We start from the raw sequence: 23,492 nt of genomic DNA, 5'->3' as shown, positions 1-23,492 counted from the left end.
GAACAATAATGGTCAAATTCAAGCTTGTGCTGCAACTGCAGTATTACCGCATGCTGTTTCTGCTCGGTCTGAAGAGCCAGGAGATTTATTATATCGGGGGAAGTGAAGCGCTGCCGCCGCCGTTGACACGCGAGGAGGAGGAATTCCTGCTCCAGCGGCTCTCCAGCGGGGATGCAGCAGTCCGGGCTATGCTGATTGAGCGCAACCTGCGGCTGGTGGTCTACATCGCCCGGAAATTCGAGAACACCGGCATTAACATCGAGGATCTGGTATCCATTGGCGCGATCGGACTGATTAAGGCGGTCAACACCTTTGATCCGGAGAAAAAAATCAAACTCGCCACCTACGCCTCACGCTGCATCGAGAATGAAATTCTGATGTATCTGCGGCGTAACAGCAAGACCAGAAGCGAGGTTTCTTTTGATGAACCGCTGAATATTGATTGGGACGGCAACGAGCTGCTGCTCTCGGATGTGCTGGGCACGGAGAACGATACGATCTACCGGAACATTGAGGAGCAGGTCGACCGCAAGCTGCTGCAGAAGGCGCTGGAGAAGCTCAGCGAGCGGGAACGGCTGATTATGGAGCTGCGGTTCGGGCTGCGGGGCGGCGAGGAAAAAACGCAAAAGGATGTAGCTGATCTGCTGGGCATCTCCCAATCTTATATTTCGCGCCTGGAAAAAAGAATTATCAAGCGGCTGCGCAAGGAGTTCAACAAGATGGTGTAAGTGATAAACGCTGAGGAATAAAATGCCGGGCCGGGGAGATAATGTACAGTAATGTTTCTCCTTGGGAGGTTAATCATCATGACCCGAAATAAAGTCGAGATTTGCGGTGTGGACACCGCCAAGCTGCCTGTTCTCACGAACGTGGAAATGCGGGCATTGTTCACTTCGCTGCAGCAGCAGGGCGAGCGATCCGCCAGAGAGAAATTGGTAAATGGCAACCTCAGGCTTGTGCTAAGCGTGATTCAAAGGTTCAATAATCGTGGAGAGTTCGTGGATGATTTGTTTCAGGTAGGCTGCATCGGACTCATGAAAGCCATCGATAATTTCGATTTATCGCAGAATGTCAAGTTCTCCACCTATGCGGTGCCGATGATCATCGGAGAGATCCGCCGCTACTTGCGCGACAACAACCCGATCCGGGTATCCCGCTCCCTGCGCGACATTGCCTATAAGGCGCTGCAGGTGCGTGACAGCCTGACGAACCAGAATTCGCGGGAGCCGACGATCTTCGAAATATCCGAAGCGCTCGGTGTTCCGAAGGAGGATGTTGTCTTCGCCCTTGATGCGATCCAGGACCCGGTCTCTCTGTTCGAGCCGATCTATCATGACGGCGGGGACCCGATCTATGTGATGGATCAGATCAGTGACGACAAGAACAAGGATGTCTCCTGGATTGAGGAGATTGCGCTGCGGGAGGCCATGCAGCGGCTGGGGCAGCGTGAGAAACGCATTTTGTCGATGCGCTTCTTCGAAGGTAAGACCCAGATGGAGGTCGCCGACGAGATTGGCATCTCCCAGGCTCAGGTCTCACGGCTTGAGAAATCAGCAATCCAGCAAATGCAAAAGCATGTAAAGTCCTGACCACAGTCTATAAATGAGCGGAGGATATTCCGGATGGCGGCAACTAGCGGCTAGCCGGGATATCCTTTTATATGTCCGGGGCACAGAGGATCTGGAATCAGTCATGCGGCCAAGCCTTAAGGACATATACTGAGCTATAGGTCTGAATGTACAGGGGTGGCAGGATGATTGAGGAAACGTCAGCTTCGGGTAAAAAGATGAAAATCTCCGATTTTCAAACCAAAGATGTAATCAATATTGTCGACGGTAAACGGCTGGGCCAGATCAGCGATCTGGAGCTGGATTTGCGTAGAGGCGTCATTGACGCTGTGATTGTCCCGGGCTATACCAGATTCATGGGGTTGTTCGGCGGCGGTGCCGATCTGGTGATTCCATGGCGGAATATCGTGAAGATCGGTGCGGATGTCGTGCTCGTGAAGCTGGAGGAGCCCCGCATACCGCAGGGACAGGAAGACCGCGAGATGATGTACCTGGAACGGCCGGACCGCAGTGAACGGCGCACTTATTAATGAGGTGCGTCTTTTTTCTGCGGATATGGGTAAAGTCATAGGAGAATGTTTTCGGGGCTGAGTGTGGTACACTTAAGCGGAGGTGAAGAGATGGAACCGTTTATGCAAAATGGCACAGCGAGCATGCTGCTGCATCTGGAGCCGTGGCGTGAGCCGTATAGGAGCATTACTGCAGGCTTCACCGGCAGAGCAGGCGGCAGCGGCAAAGAACCGTATGACAGCTTCAATTGTGCTTTTCATGTAGGCGATGATCCGGCGGATGTGCTGGCTAACCGCAGCCTGCTGGCTGCGAGTCTGGGCTTCCGGCTTGCCGATTGGACCTGCGGGGAACAGACCCATGGCAAAGAGATCGCTGTCATTACAGAACAGGATCGCGGCCGGGGCAGCCTGGACCGGGCCTCTGCCTTTCAAGCCACTGACGGGCTGCTGACGAATGTGCCCGGGGTGCTGTTGACTTCTTTTTACGCTGATTGTGTGCCGCTGTTCTTCCATGATCCACTGAACCAGGTGGTGGGGCTGGCGCATGCAGGCTGGAAGGGGACCGTGGCGGAAATCGCGGCCGCGATGGTGGAGCGCATGGGACAGACGTACGGGAGCCGTCCTGAGGACATACAGGCTGCTATAGGGCCTTCCATCGGAGACTGCTGCTATGAGGTGGATGATTATGTAATGGACCCTGTCCGGCGCCTGGAGGCCAGGCTGAACCTGCCGGCTGTGGCGGAAGGCGCGCGGGCTGTATATAGACCATCGGAGACAGACAGCAGCAAAATGATGCTGAACTTGAAAGAATTGAATCAACGCATTATGATAAAAGCAGGAATATTGCCGACTCATATCGAATGTACAACTTGGTGTACAAGCTGTAACAGTGATCTGTTCTTTTCGTACCGGAAGGAAAACGGGGTCACTGGGAGAATGACGAGCTGGATCGGAATAAAGGAGAGTTGAAATTTTGGCCTCGCTACAAGAAAGAATAGCCACTACCCGGGAACGTGTCGCACGGGCCTGCGCGGCCAGCGGCCGGGATGCCAGTGAAGTCAAGCTGATTGCGGTAACGAAATACGTATCGCTGAATACGGTTGCCGCTGTGCTGGAGGCAGGTCTTGAGGAGATCGCCGAGAGCCGCTGGCAGGATGCGGAGCCGAAATGGAATGCGCTTGGGCATAAGGGAATATGGCACTTTATCGGGCATCTGCAGACGAATAAGGTGAAGGACGTTATCGGTAAATTTCAATATATTCACTCTCTGGACCGGCTGTCGCTGGCCAGGGAGCTGCATAAGAAGGCGGAAGCTGCGGGACTTGTTGTGAAGGTGTTCCTGCAGGTGAATATTTCAGGCGAGGATACCAAGTTCGGCCTGGCGCCGGAAGCGGTGGAGGACTTCCTGCGGGAGATCGCTCCGCTTGACCGGGTGAAGGTCATCGGCCTGATGACGATGGCCCCTCACGAAGAAGACCCCGAGGCGACCCGGCCGGTATTCCGCGGACTCCGTGAGCTGCGTGACCGCTTGAATCTGTTGGGTTTGACACCTGAGCCAATACAAGAGCTGTCGATGGGCATGTCGAATGACTTTGAAGTGGCGATACAGGAAGGAGCCACCCGGGTACGCCTGGGAACGGTATTAGTAGGTCATGAGGAGGGAGAATGATGGGCGTGATGAACCGATTTATGAGTTTCTTGGGTTTGCAGGAGGAAGAGGAGATTGTGGAACGGGAGCAAATCTCCCGTGATGAGGATGAATACGAACCCGCCCCTGTAGAAACACGCAAGAATCAGAGGGCCAACGTCGTCAGCATTCATTCCCAAAAAAATGTGAAGGTTGTGCTCTACGAGCCGCGCTCGTATGACGAGGCGCAGGAGATTGCCGACCATCTGCGTTCACACCGCACGGTAGTAATTAACCTGCAGCGGGTGCGCAATGACCAGGCGATGCGGATCATCGATTTTCTCAGCGGAACTGTTTATGCTCTGGGTGGAGGAATATCCAAAATTGGGGGCAATATATTTATGTGCACACCGGACACCGTGGAGATTCAAGGCTCCATTACCGAGATCCTGGGTGACGAGCAAGATTACAACAGAATGAGGTGAGCAGGTTTTGAACGAAGTATCTTCAATTATATACATCCTATTCCAGATTTACTATTACATGATTCTCGTATACATTCTAATGTCCTGGCTGCCAAATCTGCGTGAGAACTTTATCGGCGAGCTGCTGGGCAAGCTGGTGGAGCCGTATCTGGCACCGTTCCGGAGGATTATCCCTCCGCTGTTTGGAACGCTGGATATTTCCCCGATTGTCGCGATTATCATGCTGCGTTTTGCCGCAGTCGGGCTTCAGTCTATCGTAACCTCGGTCTTCGGCTGAGTCCCATGAAGAATGAAATCTACGGGCATTTCCACCCGGACGAGCGGCCATTTGTGGACAAGGCCTGGGAGTGGGTCACGAATGCCGGGGAGTATCATGAGACGAAGCTGACCGAATTTCTGGACCCCCGTCAGAGCTATATTCTGCAGAGTCTGGTGAACCGCCACCCTGATGTGATTGTGCGCTGGGAGGGCGGTTCTTCGGATGCCGAGCGGAAGCGCGGGCTGGTGGCTCCGGATTATCGTGACCTCACGGATGAGGATATGGAATTAAGCGTGCTGGCGATCACCTCAGGCGAACAGAAATTTCTCTCGCTGGAGCATGGGGATTATATGGGAGCAATCCTGGGACTTGGCATCAAAAGAGGCAAGATCGGTGATATTCATGTGCTGGAAGACGGCTGTCACGTAGTGGTGGCTGCTGATATCGCAGATTACCTGTCCATTCATTTGACCGGTGTACACCGGATTAACGTCAGTACGGAGATCTTGCCGTTATCCGGGCTGCGCAGCAGTGAGGTCAAGCTGGAGGCGATGGAGTTCACAGTGGCATCCCTCCGGCTTGACGGGATTGCAGCGGATGTGACGCGGCTGAGCCGGAGCAAGATTCTGGCCCCGATCAAGGCCGGGCGCGTCCGCGTGAACTGGAAGGTCGAGGAAGATCCGTCCTGTTCGCTGAAGGACGGGGACATGGTCTCGATCCAGGGCTTCGGACGGTTCAAGGTGCTGGAGATCGGCAGCTTGACGAAGAAGGGCCGTTACCGGATTTTGGTAGGCAAATTTGTCTGAAGTCTTTGCAGGATTACAGCTGTGCTTGTCGAAATTGATAATCTCAGGGAAATATGGACATTTAGCAGGCCGTGCGCCGGTAATTGTCTTTCATCTATAATCTTCACCGAAATTTCTAGGAGGTGCACAGCATGCCATTAACACCGCTCGACATACATAACAAGGAATTCTCCCGGAGAATCCGCGGTTATGACGAAGATGAGGTCAATGAATTTCTGGATCAGGTGATTAAGGATTACGAGAGCGTGATCCGCGAGAATAAGGAACTGCACAACCAGCTGTTAACCCTTCAGGAACGCCTGGATCATTTCGTCAATATTGAAGAGAGTCTGTCCAAGACCATTCTTGTAGCCCAGGAGGCTGCAGATGATGTGAAGAACAACTCCAAGAAGGAATCCCAGCTGATCCTCAAGGAAGCGGAGAAGAATGCGGACCGGATTATCAACGAAGCGTTGTCCAAATCCCGCAAGGTGGCGATCGAGACCGAGGAGCTGCGCAAGCAGGCTTCGATCTATCGTACCCGGTTCCGGACGCTGCTGGAAGCCCAGCTGGAGCTGCTGTCCCAGGATGACTGGAATGCGCTGGAGAGCCGTGAGGTTAGCGAGAACGCGCTCTGAGCCTAAGATGACGGTTAGCTTGTACCCTAATACACAAAAACTCCTTAGCAGTAGGTCAATCAAGACCTCTGCCAAGGAGTTTTTTTGTGCATTTTAAGCGGGAACGATAACTTTGCCTGTAATGTGGATGGGGCCCCTAAGGTTAATTTCGCCTTGAAGATCTTCCACATTGGAGGCAAAGATCTGAAATGCATAATAACCTTCGGGAAAATCGGTAAGGATCGTCTGAAACATGGTTGTCATTCGAATCGGATCTCCATCCGCCGGGATAGCAGCTTGTTCGGCACTGCCTACGAGAATTCCATTCACAAGCAATTCCAGCAGGAGGGTGGGTTGAACGGGCGGTGTGGCAAAGACGTTAACAGCCTCCCAGCCAACAGTTGTAGCAAGCTCAACGAAATTGCTTGGAGCAGGAGGAACAGGCATACCGAATTCCAAGATCAGGTGGGGTGTTCCATCGATTGGAATCGGAGGTCCAAAGGATAGATTGGTGCTGACACTCCGCGCAAATTCTACTAGGGTATGCGACATTTTTTCACCTCCATATTATGGCATAGTTCCATCCTATGTTTTGAGTGAATATTATGTTAGAGACAACATCCTATGGACTTTGAAAAATATCGGTAATTATGGTGGTGATAGCTATGAATATCCTATTGATAACATCAGGCTTCCAGGGCGTCTATTCTTTCTTCGAGCAGCGTATCGCAGAGGCTTTACAGAAAGCGGGGCATCATTGCAAAGCTTTGCAGCCTGGCAGTGTGTTGAATGAAATAAAGCTTAACCAGCATTTTTGGCAGCCGGAGCTGATTTTGCTTATGGCCGGTGTGAAGGTTCCAGAGCCTGTGCTGGAGTACATCAGACAATCCGGGGTGAAGTCGGCGGTGTGGATGACAGAGGACCCCTATTACATGGATTGGACGGCTCCGCTGATTGCTTATTTTGATTATATTTTCACGATTGACCAGGCTGCAATGGAGCATTATCGGGCGCTGGGTCATCCCCGGGTCTATCATCTGCCGCTGGGTACAGACCCTGATCTGTTTCACCCCGCAGCCGTATCCGATGAGTATAGAAGTGATATCTGCTTAGTAGGCGTGCCTTACAGTAACCGGATTGAGCTTATAGAAGCCTTACTTGCAGGCACAGCCTATCGCATCCAGCTGGTGGGGCGGGGGTGGGGCCGGCACTATCATGAATGGAAGCAGGGCGCTAACCGCAATGTGGAGCTGGTGAATGCCTGGGTCCAGCCGGAGACGGCTGCCAAGTTTTACAACGGGGCGAAGATTGTGCTGAATATTCACCGCCCTTCCGCTGAGAAGTACAACCGTAACCGGGCAGGGATTATCGCCACAAGCATCAACAACCGTACCTTTGATGCAGCCAGCTGTGAAGCGTTTCAGCTTACCGATTATAAAAGCGGGCTCCGCCATCAGTTTGACGAGGGCACTCAGGTGGTTTCTTATCAGGATAAGCATGATTTGCTGCAAAAGATCCATTACTACATGGCGCATGACGAGGAGCGCAAGTGGATTGCTGAAGCAGCAAGACAGCAGGTGCTGGCAGCCCATACCTTTGAGCACCGGCTGCATGATTTGTTGATGAACGTGCAAGCTTAATAGACGGATTCACCGGACCTGATAGACGCTCCGCAGTTAATCTGCCGGGCGTTTATTCAGGTTTGCCCATAGACTAAGTCCGCTATTTTGTCCTCCATTTGAAAATTTAGTCTTCTAACCTATAACGTTTCGAAGAAGGATACATATGATAGCAAGTAAACAGCGGGGGAGGTATTCGATTGCCAAAGGTTACGATCATTATGACCAGCTACAATAAGGCCGCATATGTCGCAAAGTCCATTGAATCCATTCTGAATCAGACGCTTACAGACTTTGAATTCTACTTAATGGATGATAACTCGAATGAAGAAACTCTGAAAGTGATTGAGCCCTATCTCAAGGATAAGAGAATCAAATTCTTCAGAAGTGATACGGAAACCCTGGAGCAGAGAGTAGCGAAGGTCAGATATTCCGCGCTGATCAATCAAGCCCTCGCTCAAGCACAGGGGGAGTATATTTCCTATGCTACCGATGATAACCGTTACAGAAATACTAGACTTGAGCAGATGGTGAACTATCTGGAGGAGAATCCCGAAGTCATGATTGCCTACTCTGCGTCGCTGGTCAACTACTTGAACGAACAGGATGAAGTAACCCGCAGCCAGCTAAGACCAGCCAAAAAAGTCGTTTCGGTGGCCCCTTGCGTCATCGATCATTGCTCCATCCTGCACAGAAGCTCCATTCTTCCGGTCATTCATGACAAGTTCGGGTCTTACTGGGATGAGAATCCGGAGTTCTATCGAATAGGTGACGGCCGGTTCTTCTGGCGGCTGAACCAGTTCTGGGACTTCTACCCGGTGGATGAGATTCTGGATGATAACTATATCACCGAGCTGTCCATTCACTATCAATTACAGCATCAGGAGAAGAGCCAGTTCATTCAGATGCTTCCCCCGCAGCGAACCTGCAAGGAGCTGAGAGAAGAACTGAAATGTATCCGGCAGCACAAGAAATAAGGCCTCTGTATAGAAAGGCACCACGAGGAGGGAAAACGGATTGTCCATCTATCTGTCCAATTACTGGTCGCTCTATAGTGAATTTATCCATACTGCGCAGGAGCTGAAGTACAGGAATATCCCTCTGGCCCTGATGACGAACTTCTATCAACAAATCAACGATGAGCTTAGGAGCGAAATGGGGAGCAGCGATTTTAAGCTGAAGCTGGAGCATTCCGGTATTCATGAGCAGCACCAGATTCAGCCTTTCTTTGACAATAGGGTTGCGCCGCTCTATCAGCCTGTGAAGTCCAATCTGAAGGGCAAAATACTGATTAATCTGGACTATATCAGAATGTCGGAGCAAACGATCAGCGAGCATTTCAGCGGAGATTCAGCCATGATTCTGTCCCGCTCCAGAGCCACCGAGCTCTATGGAATCCCGAATGTATACAGCCTGGGCTACAAGCGAGACACCAAGGCAGAGGCAGAAGAGCTGGTCCGGCGCGCTGCTGACCTTTTCGCGAAGGCCGAAGGACATCCTGCGTTCAGCAATGAATTTTTTACCCAGACCTTCCTGAGCCGGATTCCTTCCATTGTAGATACCATTGAAATGGTATTTAATCTCTACAATGACTTGCCGGTAGCCTCTGTAATGGTAGGTACGACAGAAGATGTAGCCAGCCGAGCGCTTGCCGTCGTTGCAGGGATCAAGGGAATTCCCAGTGTATGTCTGCAGCACGGAATTCTGATGGGAGAGGAAGCCTTCATTCCTGTATTCTCCAGCCATATCGCAATCTACGGGCAATATGAACATGATTGGTACGTGCGCAGAGGGCTGGAAGCCGGGCGGATCGTGATTACCGGCCATGCCCGTTACGATGATATCTTTACTTCGAAGATTACGTCTACAGAGTCTTTTAGAGAAACCTACCAGCTTGATCCTCATAAAATCACCTTACTAATCGCTACAGGACCGACGCTGGATGAATCCAAGATCCGCACCCTGCTCACCCAATTGGCCTCACATCCGCAGTTTCAGCTGATCATCAAGCCCCATCCCTGGGAGCTGTCCAAGAAGCTGATTTCGCTGTATACCGGGTACGAAGAAGAATATAGCAATGTTCATGTGGTTACCGACCGCAAGGCAGACACCCGTGAGCTGATTATGAAATCGGACGCTGTGGTCGCCACCCTCTCTACGGTTGCCCTTGAAGGCCTTTTATTCGGCAAGCCTGTATTTGTCTACAAATTCATTCAGGCTAACCGTGAATATGATTACTATGATGCCCTTGACCGCTATATTCAAAAAGAACCCTCTGACTTAACCAGTATCATCGCCCGCTATTATTCCAGCAGCAATATAGAGAAATTAAACTACAAGACTGTAAAAGAGAAATTCTTGCAGCAAGCCTATCAGATTCCTGACTCCGGCAAAGCGCTTGCGGATCTCATGGACCGCCTGATCCATGGAAGCGGGAATCGATGAAGCGGGAGGTGGAGAGCATGTTCTTCCGGAATAAAAGCATTCTGATCATCGGCGGTACCGGCACCATCGGGAAAAGTATTGCGAAGCTCCTTCTGAAGCAGGAGCCAGAGATCATCCGGATTCTCAGCAGAGACGAGTATAAGCAGTTCGAGCTGCAGGATGAGCTACATGGGAACGCAAGAATTAGCTACCTGATCGGCGATGTCCGGGATTATGACCGTGTGCTGGCTGCCATGGAGGGAATAGATTATGTGTTCCATACAGCTGCTATGAAGCATGTATCCTTCTGTGAATATAACCCGTTCGAGGCTGTACTTACGAATATTATCGGCACTTATAACGTGATTCAGGCAGCGAAGCAGCAGAAGGTAGGTAAGGTCGTTTTTACAAGTACAGATAAGGCCATTTCGCCGACCAACAACTACGGGGCCACCAAGCTGTCTGCTGAGAAGCTGATTTCCTCTGCCGTCACCTCGGGCGGATCCGGCCAAACGGTGTTCTGCACCGTACGGTTCGGGAATGTGATGGGCTCCAGAGGGTCTGTCATTCCCTTGTTCGTGAAGCAGGCGAGAGAAGGCAGGGCGATCACCGTAACAGATCTGTCCATGACAAGGTTCATGATGACGCTGGAGCAGGCGACCCGGCTGACCGTTCAGTCCCTGCAGCTGGCGAAGGGTGGTGAGACTTTTATTCTGAAGATGCCGGTGATCAGGCTGAAGGATCTGGCTGAGGTTGTAGCCGAGGAGGTGCCGAAGAAATTCGGGGTGCGCCCGTCAACGGTGAAGATCCTGGAGATCGGCCTGAAGCCAGGCGAGAAGAGATATGAAGAACTGATGACCCACGAGGAATCCTTAAGTGCTTATGAATTAAAGGATGTATATATTGTCCCTTCCCCCTATGCTGCACCGCAGTCCTACCGGGAAGCAAGCAGGCCGAAGCCGGGCACTTACAGCTCCGAAGGAGAGATTCCGCTGACCAAGGAGCAGGTTAAGAAGCTGGCATCGGAACAAAATCTAATCTAGTGGAGGCTACTATGAATATACTCGTAACCGGAGGCGCCGGCTTCATCGGCAGATGGGTGGTCGGACGTTTGTTAAAGGATGGACAAAGGGTATGGGTCATCGATAATCTGGTGAATTCATCGCTGGATAATCTGAAGGAGTATGAAGATCACGAGCATTTGCAGAAGGTACAGGTCATGGACCTCAAGGACAGAGAAGCTCTGAAGGAGCTTTTCCGGGAGAATTCCTTCGACCTGTGCTACCATCTGGCGGCAAGCATTAATGTGCAAGACAGCATTGATGATCCTGAGACCACGTTCAATAATGATACGCTGGCCACCTTCTATCTTCTTGAGGAATGCCGCAAGCAGCAGGTGAAGATGGTCTTCATGAGTACCTGCATGGTCTACGCCCGGGCGGCGGATGAACAGGGAATTGACGAGCAATCCCCTATCAAACCAGCCTCTCCCTATGCAGGGGCCAAGATTGCTGCGGAGAACATGGTGCTATCCTATTTCTATGCCTATGATCTGCCAGTGGTGGTCGTAAGGCCGTTTAACACGTATGGTCCCTATCAGAAAACCGGAGGCGAAGGCGGTGTCGTGGCGATCTTCATTCACAGCAAATTAGAAGGCCAGCCGCTTAATATCTATGGGGACGGCACCCAGTCACGGGATCTATTATATGTCTTGGACTGTGCAGATTTCGTAGTGGAGGCGGGCTACAGCGACAAGCTGCACGGAGAAATTGTCAATGCAGGCACGGGTGAGGATATCACCGTCAATCAATTGGCCGAGCTGATTGCAGACGGGCAGGCACCGGTCCAGCATGTTCCCCATATTCACCCGCAGAGTGAGATCCAGAAGCTGTTATGCAATTACAACAAGGCAGAGAAGCAATTGTCCTGGACACCTAAGGTTACCATCCAAGAGGGCATCCGGCAGACAGAGCAATGGATTCTGGAGACCTTTCACCGAAAGGAGCCGAACCAATCATGAGTAAGAGCAAACTGGCCATTGACGGCGGGAAGCCTGTACGTGCCCACTACTTGCCGTATGGGAGACAGATGATCGATGACGAGGATATTGAGTCCGTGGTCAAGGTGCTGCAAAGTGATTATTTGACCAGCGGCCCGGCCATTGAGCAATTCGAAGCAGAGATCGCAGCGTTTACCGGGGCCCGATATGCGGTGGCCTTCTCCAGCGGAACTGCGGCCCTGCACGGGGCCTGTTATGCCGCCGGGATCGGCGAAGGGGATGAGGTGATTACGACGCCCATGACGTTTGCCGCTACTGCGAACTGTGTGCTGTATCAGGGGGGCGTACCGGTATTTGCCGATATCGATCCGCGGACATATAATCTTGATCCGCAGCGGATTAGGGAGAGAATTACGGCCAGAACAAAAGCCATTATTCCCGTCCACTTCACGGGTCAGCCGGCAGAGCTTGATGAGATCCTGCAGATTGCCAGGGAGCATAATCTGATCGTGATTGAGGATGCCGCCCATGCGCTGGGTGCGAGATATAAGGATAGAAGCATTGGGGCTATCGGGGACATGACTATGTTCAGCTTCCATCCTGTAAAGCATATAACAACGGGAGAAGGCGGAATGATTACGACCAATAACCCGTTATATTATGAGAAGCTGCTGCAGTTCCGCACCCACGGCATCACCAGGGATGAGCGCAAGTTAAGGGAGAACCACGGGCCCTGGTATTATGAGATGCAATTCCTCGGGTACAACTACCGGATCACAGACATACAGACCTCACTCGGCATTTCCCAGCTGCGCAGAATCGGGGGCTTCATCGAGAAGCGCAAACAGCTTGCCGCCTTGTATCTGCAGGAGCTGGGCGCGACCAAGGAGCTTATTCTGCCGCATCAGCTTCCAGAGGCGGAGTCAAGCTGGCATCTGTTCATTGTCAGACTTCAGCTCGCAAGGCTGAAGGCCACCCGCAAGACGGTCTTTCAGGCGCTGCAAAAGGAGAACATCGGCGTAAACGTCCACTACATCCCCGCCTATCTGCATCCGTACTACGAAAGTCTGGGGTTCCGCAAGGGAATCTGTCCGGTCGCTGAAAGCTGCTACGAGGAATTCATTACACTCCCGCTATATGCGGGCATGGAACCTGAAGATGTGCTGGATGTGGTCGCCGCGGTCAAGAAGGTGATCTGCCACTACTCCAAGTAAAAATAGAGAAGGGAGTGATTATTGTGGCCAAAGTGAAGGTGATTGCTGAAATTGCCAATGCCCATTGGGGCGACCCCGGCCGGCTGCGGGAGCTGATCCTTGCAGCCGCACGCAGCGGCGCTGACGGGGTGAAATTTCAATGGTTCCATTACGACAGCCTGGCGGTGCCGGATTTCATCCATTATCAGACGTATATCGATTTGTTCATCGGCAAGCAGCAATGGGCGGAGGCTGTCCAGCTTGCCAAGGCTGAGGGACTGGAGGTCTGGGTAGACCTCTATGATGAATGGGGCGCTCAGCTACTCGCGGAGCTTGAATCGCAGATAGACGGCTTGAAATTACCCACAACCGTACTCCAGTCGATCCCCTTGACTCTAGCCCTGCACAGGTTCAATAAGCCCTTACTCATCGGCGTAAGCGGCTGGCTGGAGGAAGAGATGGATTCCCAATTATCCTACATTCGGAGCCATTTCAAAGGTCCAATCGTGCTGATGCACGGCTTCCAGGGCTATCCGACCCGGACAGAGGATTCTAACCTGAGCCGCATCGCCCATATCAAGCAGACCTATCAGCTGGAGGTGGGCTTCGCGGATCATGAGGATGCTGATCATGAAATGGCGGTCGATCTTCCGGTCTATGCCTATCTGCTGGGGGCTAGTGTCATTGAGAAGCACATTACCCTGAACCGTGCGGAGAAAGGCATTGACTATTATTCCGCGCTTGAGCCGGAGGAATTCGGGCGGATGGTGGAGAAGCTGCGCCGGGCAGAGTGTGTACAGGGCAGTCTCGAAATTAAGGAATCGGAAAGAAGGTATCTGGAGGATTCCTCTCTGAGGATCGTCTCCCGCAGAGAGCTGCGCCCGGGTGAAATGATCACGCCTGAGAACATATGCTATAAACGTTCCTCTATGTCGGATGCCCTCATGGCAAGCAATGCTTCCCTACCATTTCCTATGATTGCCACCTCAGTCATTCCTGCGAACACACCCCTCACGCCCGGGAAGGTAAAAGCACCCAAAATCTGCATTGCTGTCATCTGCAGATTGAAATCCACCCGGCTCCGCCGCAAGGCGCTGCGCGAGATTCACGGTATTGCCGCCATCGAAAGATGCCTGATGAATTGTCTGGCTGTGCCGGGCGGCTATGAGGTAATGCTGGCCACCTCGGATCTGCCGGACGACCAGCTGCTTACGGCGTTCACCCTGAACGGTCTGGTGAAGGTGGTCACCGGCGATCCGGACAATGTGGCTGCAAGAATGCTGAGCGTGGCAGAAGCGGCCCAGGCGGATATCGTAGTCCGGGTGACCGGCGACAATCCGGCGGTCTCCCCGGAGATGCTTAAGCTTCTGATCGACCGGCATCTGGCAAGCGGTGCCGACTTCACCTACGCCAAGGAGTCGACCATAGGGACGGTGGGGGATGTTTTTACCGTTGAAGCGCTGAGCAGGCTGCTGCACTATTCCAATCCGCTTACGCATGCGGAGTATCTGTCCTTTTACTTTTTCAACAATCCGCATCTCTTCAAGATCAATGCTGTGGACCTTCCTGCGGAGTGGGTGCATCCCAAGTGGCGGTTAACCATGGATGAAATTCAGGATCTGGAGCTGTTCGAGTCGGTCTACCAGGCACTGAATGTGGGGGCAAGACCGCTATTCTTCGAGGAATTGAAGGCATTCCTGCAGGAACACCCTGAGGTGGCTGAGCACAACCGGGGTATTCAGGTGAAATGGCGGGATGATACGGAGCTGGTTAAGGAGCTGAATGCAGCAACCACCCTGAACAAGAAATTATAACGTTAGCGAGGCATCGGATGATGATAAATAAAGCGAGCCTTGTGCTGGGGACGGCCCAGCTGGGCGGAAATTACGGGATTGCGAATGCAGCTGCGAACCCCTCTGTTCAACAGAGGAACGAACTGCTCCAATATGCCCTCTCTTCAGGGATCGGTTATTTGGATACCGCGCCGGGATACGGGGACAGCGAGTCTATCATCGGAGATTGCCTGGAGCACACTGAGCCGCAGAGCCGGCCGCAGATTGTGACGAAGCTCCCTTCCGTCCAGCGGTTGCGGCTGCACACGGAGGAAGCGCGGAGAAGGTTCGTCATCTCTTCCGTGCATGCTTCCCTGGACCGGCTGAAGTGTTCTGCGCTGGATATCTGTCTCTTGCATGATCCGCTGGATATGATATACCAGGGCGGCGAAATTCTGCGAGTGCTTCAGGAACTGAAGCGGCAGCACACGATCCGCAGAATCGGCGTATCCGTGTATGATGCGGAGAATATTGCGAACTTTATGCGCGTGGAGGGGCTGGACAGTATTCAAATTCCGCTGAATGTCCTGGACCAGAGATGGCTCGCGAATGGAATGCTGGAGCGGCTCGCCCGGAAGGGAACAGAAATCTTCGTCCGCAGTGTCTATCTGCAGGGCCTGCTGCTGATGGCACCGGAGCAGCTTCCGGCGGGGCTGAAGCAAGCGGAGCAGCCGTTGTTACGATTAATCAGATACAGCAAGGAAACCGGGATACCGGTTAAAGAGCTGTGCTTCCTCTATGTGAGGGATCTTCCGGGGGTAACCGGGCTGGTGATTGGCTGCGAGACGGCGGAGCAGGTGCAGGAGAATCTGCGGATGATGGCATTGCCCCCACTAAGCCCGGCGGTGAGACAGACGCTTGGTGAATCCTTTACGGATATTCCTGTAGAGATCATTGACCCCAGGAGGTGGAAGTAACCGGATGCGTACTCTTCAGGAATTATTTAATCTGCAAGGCAAGGCAGCGGTTGTGACCGGAGGGGCTGGTTATCTGGGCAGAGCCATAGCGGAGGGGCTGGCTGAGGCTGGTGCGGCAGTCTATCTGGTAAGCTCAAGCGGGCAGCGCTGCAAGGAGACCGCTGAAGCAATCGCCCGCACCACTGGAGCAGCCTGCTTCGGCAAGGCTATGGATATCCGGCAGGAAGCCTCTGTCAGACAATGTATTCAGAGCATCGCTGAATCGGCCGGAAGCATTGATATCCTGGTGAATAATGCCGCGTTCAGCTCAGCGGCCAGCTTGGCCGCCATGAGTGAAGAGCAGTGGCTGACAGGGCTGGACGGGACGATCAATGGAACCTTCAGATGTGTCAAGGCCGTCCTTCCCTATATGGTTAAGCAAAAGGGGGGCTCCATCATTAACGTCTCCTCGATGTACGGGCTGGTCTCACCTAACCCGGAGGTCTACGGAGACAGCGGGATGAATAATCCCGCCAATTACGGGGCTGGTAAAGCGGCGATTGGCCAGTTTACCCGCTACATTGCCTGCCACTTCGGGCCACAAGGAATCCGAGCGAATACCGTATCGCCGGGGCCTTTTCCTAATGCAGCGGTTCAAGCTGCCGATCCCCAGTTCATCCGCCAGCTGGAAAGGAAGAATCCGCTGAGCAGAATCGGCACCCCAGAAGATTTGAAGGGAGTGATGGTGTTCCTCGCTTCCGCTGCCTCAAGCTATGTTACAGGTGAGAATATCTCTGTCGACGGAGGCTGGACTGCATGGTAAGCACAGCAGCTAATCCAATGAATATATGGATTCGGGCCGATTCCTCGTATTCTATGGGCACGGGCCATATCATGCGCTGCCTGACACTTGCAGGCGGGCTTGCCGCCAGAGGCGGGCAGATCACGTTCGTTTGCCGCGAGCTGCCGGGGAATCTGGCCGACTATATCAGGGCCCAGGGCTATGCGGTGGAGCAGCTGCCGCCGCCGGATGATCCGTCGTACGCCGCATTCTGGCTTCAGGTGGATTGGCGGACCGATGCCATGGAGACGGTGCAGCGGCTGGAGGGGGCTGCTCTTGCAGATTGCCTCATTATCGACCATTACGGGATTGATAAGCGGTGGGAGATATGGGTACAGGGGAAAGTGAAGAAGATAGTAGCCATCGACGATTTAGCGGACCGCCTGCATCAATGTGATCTGCTGCTGGACTCCAATCCATCCGCTGCCAGGGACCGTTACCAGGGGCTGCTTCCTGCTTACTGCACGAAATTGACAGGCACCTGCTATACGCTGCTGCGGCCGGAATTCCGTGCGGCTAAGCTGGGGCTGGCTGAACGGGACGGAAGCATAAACCGGGTTCTGGTGTTTTTTGGCGGCACCGATCCTACAGGGGAGACTCTCAAAACCTTGCAGGCCCTCCAACATCCCGCCTTCGGTAATCTGCAGCTGGATGTCGTAGTTGGCGGAATGAACCGCCGCAAAGAAGAGATTGCAGCGTTATGTAGCTCGATGCCGCAGGCCAGCTTCCATTGTCAGATCGATTACATGGCTGACTTAATGCAGAAGGCAGACCTCTCCATCGGAGCAGGCGGAAGTACGACCTGGGAGCGTTGTTACCTGGGCCTCCCTTCGCTGTGCATTATTACGGCGGATAATCAGCGGGAGATCACGGCCTTGGTTCATGCGCAGGGGGCTGCATTAAGCCTGGGGAAGAGTAATGAGGTGACTGCCCACGGGATTGAGCAGGGGCTTAGGACTATGCTGGCTGACCCGGCGAGGGTACGGGGCATGTCGGAGCAGGCGCTCTGCCTGATGGGCGAGGATAAATGGGATGAGGTCATAGACAGGATTATGGGAGGGGACTATGGCAGACCTAAGGGACTACAGGCTTGAGAAGCTGAGCGAGGAGCATAGCCGGCTAATCTGGGAATGGCGCAATGCCGATCACATCCGGCCCTATATGAATCATGACGGGATGATTCCGCTGGAAGAGCATCTTAGCTGGATGCATGCCATAGCGGAGGATGCCAGCCGGGTGATCCGGATCTGTTACTATCTGGACACACCGGCGGGCTTCGTGCAGTTCTCGCAGATCGACAGGGTCCACAAGACCTGTGAATGGGGCTTTTATATAGGGGAGAAGAGCTGTCCTCCCGGCTCCGGCACCATGATGGGAATCTTGGCGCTGGAGCATATTTTCCGGGAGGAGCAGTTAAGTAAGGTGTGCGCGCAAATTCTTGATTTCAATCAGAGAAGCTTGTCCTATCACCGCAAACTAGGCTTCGTGGAGGAAGGCAGGCTAGGCAGGCAACGGATCAGAAATCATCAGCCTGTGGATGTGGTCTTGATGGCCCTGTTCCGGGAGCAATGGGAGAGCCGCAGGCTACGGCTGACAGAGGAGGCAACGACAGGCCATGAAGGAAATCAGGATCGGTAACCGCACCATCGGCAGCGGGCATCCGCCTTTTGTCATCGCAGAGATGTCCGGTAATCATAATAAGTCCTTGGACCGTGCGCTCGAAATCGTTAAGGCCGCAGCCCGGGCTGGCGCACATGCGTTCAAAATCCAGACCTATACGCCGGACACCATGACGCTTAATCTGCAGAATAAGGATTTCATGATTGGGGAAACGAACGGACTGTGGAAAGGGAAGTCACTGTATGAGCTGTATGCTGAAGCATATACGCCCTGGGAGTGGCATGAGCCTATCTTTGCTTCGTGCAGGGCGCTCGGGATGATTCCATTCAGTACCCCGTTCGATGAATCCTCGCTCGAATTCCTGGAGACCCTCGGCGTCGACTGCTACAAGATCGCTTCCTTCGAAAATAATGATATTCCCTTATTGCGGAAGGTGGCCTCCAAAGGGAAACCAATGATTATTTCCACCGGGATGGCCTCGCTCGGCGATATTGAACAGGCTATCGGTACCATAACTGCGGCTGGCTGCCGGGAATATATACTGCTCAAATGCACCAGCAGCTATCCGGCTTCGCCCGAGAATACCAACCTTAACACCATTCCGTATCTGCGCGACGTCTTCCATGCTCAGGTGGGCCTGTCCGACCATACTCTGGGCGTAGGGGCAGCAGTAGCAAGCGTAGCTCTGGGCAGTACCGTAATCGAAAAGCATTTCACCCTGAACCGTGCGGAAGGCGGGGTGGATGCTGCCTTCTCTCTGGAGCCGGCAGAGTTTGCTTCCCTGGTCCGGGAGACAGATACGGCCTGGAGAGCACTCGGCGGCGTCTCCATCGGCCCCACCCCCGAAGAAGAGAAATCCCTGCAATTCAGACGGTCTGTCTATACCTCCAAGGACATCAAGGCCGGAGACCTGCTCACTGCGGATAACCTCAAAGTCATCCGTCCCGGCTACGGCCTCGCGCCAAAGTATTATGACTTGCTTCTCGGCAAACGCTTGAGAACCGATCTGCCCGCCGGCACTCCGCTGAGCTGGGACCTGCTGCTGTAATCCGCCTTGACAATTGGGGCGAAAACGTCTATAACTAGAACATATCTGTATCCATTGAATCTAAATTCGATGACGGGACAAGTACGATAAGGTAACGTTCTCCAGAGAGTCGGTGCTTGCTGCGAGCCGATCGTTCACGCCTTACCCGAAGATCCTCCCCTAGAAGCTAAGCTGAAGCGTGTATACGTGTGTAGGCTCCGCCGTCTGCCGGACGTTATCCCGGACCCGCAAGGTTGTCTATTGCCTGCGGACTGAGATTGTACTGAATCCACACCCCTTAGGATGTGCGTGCAGTGCAAATTAGGGTGGTATCGCGAGCGTCGTCTCGCCCCTTTGGGGGCGGGGCGGCGTTTATTTGTGTGGTGGGCATCCCCCTAAATCGGCTTAGATCCCCCTAAATCCCCCTTCCAAGGGGGACCCCAAGGGCTGGCCGCCCTCTGGACACCCGCAGGCAAGTGCATCGAGGTTGGGCGGGCGTCCGCGGAAGGGGAAAAATTTGTTCGGCGTAGGACCGGCCCTTCTTAGGCTGCCCTATCGGGTACGCCTGCGGGGCCTCAACAGCGCTAAAGGCAGGGCGTAACCCGTCCAGTGCTGCCCTCCGGGATCGCGGGCCGGGTGGCCCAAGAGCTAACGGCAAGCCCCCCGTCCAGTGCTGCCCTCCGGGTTCGCGGGCCGGGAGGCCAAGAACGAACGGCAAGGACCCCGGGCGGAAGCCCGGTGGTGCACTAGCGCAGTTAAGGCCCCGCAGGCGTACCCGTCAGGGGAGCCTAAGAAGGGCCGAGGACTCCACCGAAGTAATCCTTCCCGTCCACTGACCCTGCTCCTTACGCGATGCACTTATTTCGGGTGTCCAGAGGGCGGCGCCCTTGGGGCCCTCCCTTGGCGAAGGGAGGGTTTGGGAGGGATCGAAAAGCTTTTATAAAAGGTTAAAGGTTTTGAAATATTTTTTTAAACGAAGGGATTGACCATTATGCATAAGGTAGACGTCAAAGAAAAAGCCCGGGCCAGAGATGTCCGGATCTTGAAAAAGTGGAGCGAGGAGGACACGTTCCGCCGATCCATGGAGAACCGTGAGGGACGACCGAACTATGTGTTCTATGAAGGGCCGCCGACGGCGAACGGAGTGCCGCATATCGGGCACGTGCTGGGCCGGGTCATCAAGGATTTTATCGGCCGCTACCAGACCATGAAGGGCTTCCGCGTCATCCGCAAAGCGGGCTGGGATACGCACGGCCTGCCGGTAGAGCTCGGGGTGCAGAAGAAGCTCGGCATCTCCGGCAAGCAGGATATCGAAGAATACGGCGTGGAGAAGTTCATCAAGGAATGTAAGGAAAGTGTCTTCGGCTATGAGAAGCAGTGGCGGGAATTCACAGAAGCGATCGGCTATTGGACGGACCTGGATCATCCGTATGTAACGCTGGACAATACGTATATCGAGAGCGTGTGGAACATCCTGGCTACGGTTCATGAGAAGGGCCTGATGTACCGGGGGCACCGCGTTAGCCCTTACTGCCCGAGCTGCCAGACGACCCTCAGCTCCCATGAAGTTGCCCAGGGGTATAAGACAGTTAAGGATCTGAGTGCTACCGCCAAGTTCAAGCTGGACGGCAGCGGTGACTATGTGCTGGCCTGGACGACTACGCCTTGGACGCTTCCGGCACATATGGCGCTGGCGATGAATCCGGCGATGGAATATGTGCGTGCGCAGCAGGAAGACGGCGTATATGTACTGGCCAAGAATCTGGTGGACGAAGTGCTGAAGGGCGAGTACACCATCCTGTCTACACACACTGGCGCTGACTTTATCGGCCAGAGCTATACACCGCCGTTCGGTTATATCAAGGCGGAGAAGCATAATGTGATCGTCGGAGCCTCTTTTGTAACGGATTCCAGCGGTACCGGGATCGTACATATGGCTCCGGCACACGGGGAAGACGACTATAAAAGCTGCCGCGAGAATGGGATCAGCTTTGTGAATGTAGTAGATACTTCCGGGAAATACACAGATGTAGTGATTGATTTTGCCGGACGGTTCGTGAAGGACTGTGATCTGGATATCGTGAAGGTGCTGTCTGAACGCGGACTGCTCTACCACAAAGAGAAATACGAGCACAGCTATCCGTTCTGCTGGCGCTGCGACACCCCGCTGCTCTATTACGCAACAGACAGCTGGTTCATCCAGACGACAGCGATCAAGGATCAGCTGATTGCCAACAATAACAGTGTAGACTGGTACCCAGACCATGTGCGTGAAGGCCGCTTCGGCAAGTTCCTGGAAGAGCTGGTGGACTGGAATATCAGCCGTAACCGCTACTGGGGTACGCCGCTTAACGTATGGGTATGCCAGGATACAGGCAAGGAATTTGCACCGCACAGCATCGCCGAGCTGAGAGCAATGGCGATCGGAGAGGTCGCTGAGGATATCGAGCTGCATAAGCCGTACGTGGATAATATCCAGCTGCGCAGCCCGTTCAGCGAAGGCGGCATCATGATCCGCACTCCGGAAGTGATCGACGTCTGGTTCGACAGCGGCTCGATGCCATTCGCCCAGAGTCATTATCCGTTTGAGAATCAAGACCGGTTCGAGGACCAGTATCCGGCAGATATGATCTGCGAAGGGATCGACCAGACGCGGGGCTGGTTCTACAGCCTGCTGGCGGTATCAACCCTGTTCACAGGCAAGGCGCCATACAAGGCGGTTATCGCCCACGGCCATATTTTCGATGAGAACGGTCAGAAGATGTCCAAATCCAAAGGCAATGTCATCGACCCTTGGGAAATCATGAACGAATACGGTACGGATGCCTTCCGCTGGGCTATTCTGTCTGACAGTGCGCCGTGGAACAACAAGCGGTTCTCGCGTGGTCTGGTCGGGGAGACGAAGTCTAAGGTAGTGGATACGCTGGTGAACACGCATGCCTTCCTTACGCTGTATGCCGGGATCGACGGCTATGATCCTGCAGATCACCCGTTCAAGTTGTCTGAGCATAAGCTCGACCGCTGGATTCTCTCCCGCCTGAACAGCCTGATCGTGCTGCTCGATAAGGGGCTGGCCGTGAATGATTTCGTGAACACCTCCAAGGCCATTGAGAACTTCGTGGATGAGCTAAGCAACTGGTACATCCGCCGGTCCCGTGACCGTTTCTGGGGCAGCGGGCTGGGTGAAGAGAAGCTGGATGCTTACCGCACCCTTACGCATGTCCTGCTGACCACAGCTAAGCTGATGGCTCCATTCACCCCGATGCTATCCGAGGATATCTTCACCAACCTGGGCGGCGGGGAGAGTGTGCATCTGGCAGACTATCCAGCAGCAGATGAGAACCTGATCGATCTTGCCCTGGAAAAAGATATGGAGTACGCCCGCGGCATCGTCGAACTGGCCCGTAACGTCCGCAACGAGAGCGGCATCAAGACCCGCCAGCCGTTATCCGAGCTGATCGCGTCTACTCCGGACGACTTCAACGTGGCGGATTATGAAGAACTGATCAAAGAAGAGATCAACGTCAAAAATATCGTTATCGAGCACAGCGACAGCGGCTTCGTAGACTTCACCCTGAAGCTGAACCTGAAGGTGGCAGGCAAGAAATATGGCAAGAGCGTCGGCTTCCTGCAAGGCTTCCTCAAAGCAATGGACAGTGACGCTACCCGCAAAGCGGTGCAAGAAGGCGTTATCGCCATTGTGTCACCGGACGGAGAAGAGCTGCAGATTACGTCTGAGGAGCTGCTGGTTGAGAAGCAGGCCAAGCCAGGCTTTGCCTCCGCTTCCGGCTATGGACTGACTGTGGCCTTGAACACAGAAATCACGCCGGAGCTGGTCCAGGAAGGCTGGGTACGCGAAGTTGTACGTGCGGTGCAGGATTACCGCAAACGTCTGGATCTGCCGATCGACAAGCGGATTGCCCTGACCCTGCATGTCGATGATGAGCTGAAGGCGGCGGTGACTGCATTCGAGCATGTGCTGCGTGAGAATGTACTGGTGACTACGGTGGATTTTGACGGAGATTATACCTATGAGACAGTGGATGCCGGCGGCAAGAGCATCGGTATTCATATCGGCGCTTAACTCCGGAGCGGCCGCGCATTTCCTGTATTGCTTGTCCCTATCTGGCATATACTAGCCGCAAAGGAAAAGTTTCCACGGGTTAGAATGCAAATGACGAGCCCTGTGCT

23 protein-coding genes are annotated in these 23,492 nt (G+C 53.7%); 22 read left to right on the top strand and 1 reads right to left on the bottom strand.

Annotated features, from left to right (window positions below; translation table 11 throughout):
- Window positions 1-5: 5 nt before the first annotated feature.
- From sigE to C162_RS00530, 9 genes are all read left to right on the top strand, one after another.
- Window positions 6-728, top strand: a complete 723-nt coding sequence (gene sigE / locus C162_RS00570; protein WP_036690190.1) for an RNA polymerase sporulation sigma factor SigE — start codon at window positions 6-8, stop codon at window positions 726-728.
- A 78-nt stretch (window positions 729-806) separates the two neighbouring features.
- Window positions 807-1,589, top strand: a complete 783-nt coding sequence (gene sigG, locus C162_RS00565) for an RNA polymerase sporulation sigma factor SigG (RefSeq protein WP_036690188.1) — start codon at window positions 807-809, stop codon at window positions 1,587-1,589.
- Window positions 1,590-1,753: 164 nt separating this feature from the next.
- Entirely contained in the window at window positions 1,754-2,098 is a 345-nt protein-coding gene (locus C162_RS00560) for a YlmC/YmxH family sporulation protein (protein WP_036690185.1), read from the top strand.
- Between the two features lie 90 nt (window positions 2,099-2,188).
- On the top strand, window positions 2,189-3,046 hold the full coding sequence (pgeF, locus tag C162_RS00555) for a peptidoglycan editing factor PgeF (RefSeq protein WP_036690184.1): 858 nt from the start codon (window positions 2,189-2,191) through the stop codon (window positions 3,044-3,046).
- 4 nt (window positions 3,047-3,050) lie between these two features.
- On the top strand, window positions 3,051-3,746 hold the full coding sequence (locus C162_RS00550) for a YggS family pyridoxal phosphate-dependent enzyme (protein WP_036690182.1): 696 nt from the start codon (window positions 3,051-3,053) through the stop codon (window positions 3,744-3,746).
- Window positions 3,746-4,189 (top strand): cell division protein SepF, encoded by a 444-nt coding sequence (locus C162_RS00545; protein ID WP_036690181.1) that lies wholly within the window; start codon window positions 3,746-3,748, stop codon window positions 4,187-4,189. Before C162_RS00550 ends, C162_RS00545 begins: the two co-directional genes overlap by 1 nt.
- Window positions 4,190-4,196: 7 nt before the next feature.
- Complete coding sequence (locus C162_RS00540) at window positions 4,197-4,466, top strand: YggT family protein (RefSeq protein ID WP_036690179.1); 270 nt, start codon at window positions 4,197-4,199, stop codon at window positions 4,464-4,466.
- A 5-nt stretch (window positions 4,467-4,471) separates the two neighbouring features.
- Window positions 4,472-5,254 carry a YlmH family RNA-binding protein gene (locus C162_RS00535; RefSeq protein ID WP_036690178.1) on the top strand — a complete coding sequence of 261 codons (783 nt, stop codon included), beginning with the start codon at window positions 4,472-4,474 and terminating at the stop codon, window positions 5,252-5,254.
- Between the two features lie 131 nt (window positions 5,255-5,385).
- A complete protein-coding gene (locus C162_RS00530; protein ID WP_036690176.1) occupies window positions 5,386-5,871 on the top strand; it encodes a DivIVA domain-containing protein in 486 nt (161 codons plus the stop codon).
- 93 nt (window positions 5,872-5,964) lie between these two features.
- Here C162_RS00530 and C162_RS00525 read toward each other — a convergent pair whose 3' ends face one another.
- A complete protein-coding gene (locus tag C162_RS00525; protein ID WP_036690174.1) occupies window positions 5,965-6,402 on the bottom strand; it encodes a hypothetical protein in 438 nt (145 codons plus the stop codon).
- A 113-nt stretch (window positions 6,403-6,515) separates the two neighbouring features.
- On the opposite strand from C162_RS00525, the gene C162_RS00520 reads away from it, so the two are divergent.
- From C162_RS00520 to ileS, 13 genes are all read left to right on the top strand, one after another.
- Entirely contained in the window at window positions 6,516-7,490 is a 975-nt protein-coding gene (locus C162_RS00520) for a CgeB family protein (RefSeq protein WP_036690172.1), read from the top strand.
- Window positions 7,491-7,669: 179 nt separating this feature from the next.
- Window positions 7,670-8,446, top strand: a complete 777-nt coding sequence (locus tag C162_RS00515; protein ID WP_036690170.1) for a glycosyltransferase family 2 protein — start codon at window positions 7,670-7,672, stop codon at window positions 8,444-8,446.
- A gap of 40 nt (window positions 8,447-8,486) precedes the next feature.
- Window positions 8,487-9,914, top strand: coding sequence for a CDP-glycerol glycerophosphotransferase family protein (locus tag C162_RS00510; RefSeq protein WP_051493113.1), 1,428 nt, complete (start codon window positions 8,487-8,489; stop codon window positions 9,912-9,914).
- Between the two features lie 17 nt (window positions 9,915-9,931).
- Window positions 9,932-10,936 carry an SDR family NAD(P)-dependent oxidoreductase gene (locus C162_RS00505; protein WP_036690342.1) on the top strand — a complete coding sequence of 335 codons (1,005 nt, stop codon included), beginning with the start codon at window positions 9,932-9,934 and terminating at the stop codon, window positions 10,934-10,936.
- A gap of 11 nt (window positions 10,937-10,947) precedes the next feature.
- On the top strand, window positions 10,948-11,913 hold the full coding sequence (locus C162_RS00500) for a dTDP-glucose 4,6-dehydratase (protein WP_036690169.1): 966 nt from the start codon (window positions 10,948-10,950) through the stop codon (window positions 11,911-11,913).
- Entirely contained in the window at window positions 11,910-13,106 is a 1,197-nt protein-coding gene (pseC, locus tag C162_RS00495) for a UDP-4-amino-4,6-dideoxy-N-acetyl-beta-L-altrosamine transaminase (protein WP_036690168.1), read from the top strand. Before C162_RS00500 ends, pseC begins: the two co-directional genes overlap by 4 nt.
- Before the next feature lie 23 nt (window positions 13,107-13,129).
- The gene (locus tag C162_RS35110; RefSeq protein WP_051493117.1) at window positions 13,130-14,899 is read left to right on the top strand and encodes an N-acetylneuraminate synthase family protein; all 1,770 of its coding nucleotides are present in this window, start codon (window positions 13,130-13,132) and stop codon (window positions 14,897-14,899) included.
- Between the two features lie 17 nt (window positions 14,900-14,916).
- Window positions 14,917-15,834 (top strand): aldo/keto reductase, encoded by a 918-nt coding sequence (locus C162_RS00485; RefSeq protein ID WP_036690166.1) that lies wholly within the window; start codon window positions 14,917-14,919, stop codon window positions 15,832-15,834.
- 4 nt (window positions 15,835-15,838) lie between these two features.
- The gene (locus tag C162_RS00480) at window positions 15,839-16,636 is read left to right on the top strand and encodes an SDR family oxidoreductase (RefSeq protein WP_036690165.1); all 798 of its coding nucleotides are present in this window, start codon (window positions 15,839-15,841) and stop codon (window positions 16,634-16,636) included.
- Between the two features lie 17 nt (window positions 16,637-16,653).
- On the top strand, window positions 16,654-17,748 hold the full coding sequence (gene pseG / locus C162_RS00475; protein ID WP_036690338.1) for a UDP-2,4-diacetamido-2,4,6-trideoxy-beta-L-altropyranose hydrolase: 1,095 nt from the start codon (window positions 16,654-16,656) through the stop codon (window positions 17,746-17,748).
- Complete coding sequence (gene pseH / locus C162_RS00470; RefSeq protein WP_036690163.1) at window positions 17,720-18,292, top strand: UDP-4-amino-4,6-dideoxy-N-acetyl-beta-L-altrosamine N-acetyltransferase; 573 nt, start codon at window positions 17,720-17,722, stop codon at window positions 18,290-18,292. Before pseG ends, pseH begins: the two co-directional genes overlap by 29 nt.
- Complete coding sequence (pseI, locus tag C162_RS00465; RefSeq protein ID WP_036690162.1) at window positions 18,270-19,322, top strand: pseudaminic acid synthase; 1,053 nt, start codon at window positions 18,270-18,272, stop codon at window positions 19,320-19,322. Before pseH ends, pseI begins: the two co-directional genes overlap by 23 nt.
- 970 nt (window positions 19,323-20,292) lie before the next feature.
- A complete protein-coding gene (gene ileS / locus C162_RS00460) occupies window positions 20,293-23,385 on the top strand; it encodes an isoleucine--tRNA ligase (protein ID WP_036690160.1) in 3,093 nt (1,030 codons plus the stop codon).
- Window positions 23,386-23,492 lie beyond the last annotated feature (107 nt).

It is taken from the genome of Paenibacillus sp. FSL R7-269 (assembly GCF_000517865.1).
GTDB lineage: Bacteria > Bacillota > Bacilli > Paenibacillales > Paenibacillaceae > Paenibacillus_AQ.
Note: the sequence above shows the minus strand (reverse complement) of the source record. Positions and strands in the feature narration are given on the sequence as shown.

What these genes read in the sequence shown, in the direction of transcription:
- sigG (WP_036690188.1), top strand. Translation starts at nt 807, where the DNA reads ATGACCCGAAATAAAGTCGAGATTTGCGGTGTGGACACCGCCAAGCTG.
- C162_RS00560 (WP_036690185.1), top strand. Translation starts at nt 1,754, where the DNA reads ATGATTGAGGAAACGTCAGCTTCGGGTAAAAAGATGAAAATCTCCGAT.
- pgeF (WP_036690184.1), top strand. Translation starts at nt 2,189, where the DNA reads ATGGAACCGTTTATGCAAAATGGCACAGCGAGCATGCTGCTGCATCTG.
- C162_RS00545 (WP_036690181.1), top strand. Translation starts at nt 3,746, where the DNA reads ATGGGCGTGATGAACCGATTTATGAGTTTCTTGGGTTTGCAGGAGGAA.
- C162_RS00535 (WP_036690178.1), top strand. Translation starts at nt 4,472, where the DNA reads ATGAAGAATGAAATCTACGGGCATTTCCACCCGGACGAGCGGCCATTT.
- C162_RS00530 (WP_036690176.1), top strand. Translation starts at nt 5,386, where the DNA reads ATGCCATTAACACCGCTCGACATACATAACAAGGAATTCTCCCGGAGA.
- C162_RS00525 (WP_036690174.1), bottom strand. Translation starts at nt 6,402, where the DNA reads ATGTCGCATACCCTAGTAGAATTTGCGCGGAGTGTCAGCACCAATCTA.
- C162_RS00520 (WP_036690172.1), top strand. Translation starts at nt 6,516, where the DNA reads ATGAATATCCTATTGATAACATCAGGCTTCCAGGGCGTCTATTCTTTC.
- C162_RS00505 (WP_036690342.1), top strand. Translation starts at nt 9,932, where the DNA reads ATGTTCTTCCGGAATAAAAGCATTCTGATCATCGGCGGTACCGGCACC.
- C162_RS00500 (WP_036690169.1), top strand. Translation starts at nt 10,948, where the DNA reads ATGAATATACTCGTAACCGGAGGCGCCGGCTTCATCGGCAGATGGGTG.
- pseC (WP_036690168.1), top strand. Translation starts at nt 11,910, where the DNA reads ATGAGTAAGAGCAAACTGGCCATTGACGGCGGGAAGCCTGTACGTGCC.
- C162_RS00485 (WP_036690166.1), top strand. Translation starts at nt 14,917, where the DNA reads ATGATGATAAATAAAGCGAGCCTTGTGCTGGGGACGGCCCAGCTGGGC.
- C162_RS00480 (WP_036690165.1), top strand. Translation starts at nt 15,839, where the DNA reads ATGCGTACTCTTCAGGAATTATTTAATCTGCAAGGCAAGGCAGCGGTT.
- pseG (WP_036690338.1), top strand. Translation starts at nt 16,654, where the DNA reads ATGAATATATGGATTCGGGCCGATTCCTCGTATTCTATGGGCACGGGC.
- pseH (WP_036690163.1), top strand. Translation starts at nt 17,720, where the DNA reads ATGGCAGACCTAAGGGACTACAGGCTTGAGAAGCTGAGCGAGGAGCAT.
- pseI (WP_036690162.1), top strand. Translation starts at nt 18,270, where the DNA reads ATGAAGGAAATCAGGATCGGTAACCGCACCATCGGCAGCGGGCATCCG.
- ileS (WP_036690160.1), top strand. Translation starts at nt 20,293, where the DNA reads ATGCATAAGGTAGACGTCAAAGAAAAAGCCCGGGCCAGAGATGTCCGG.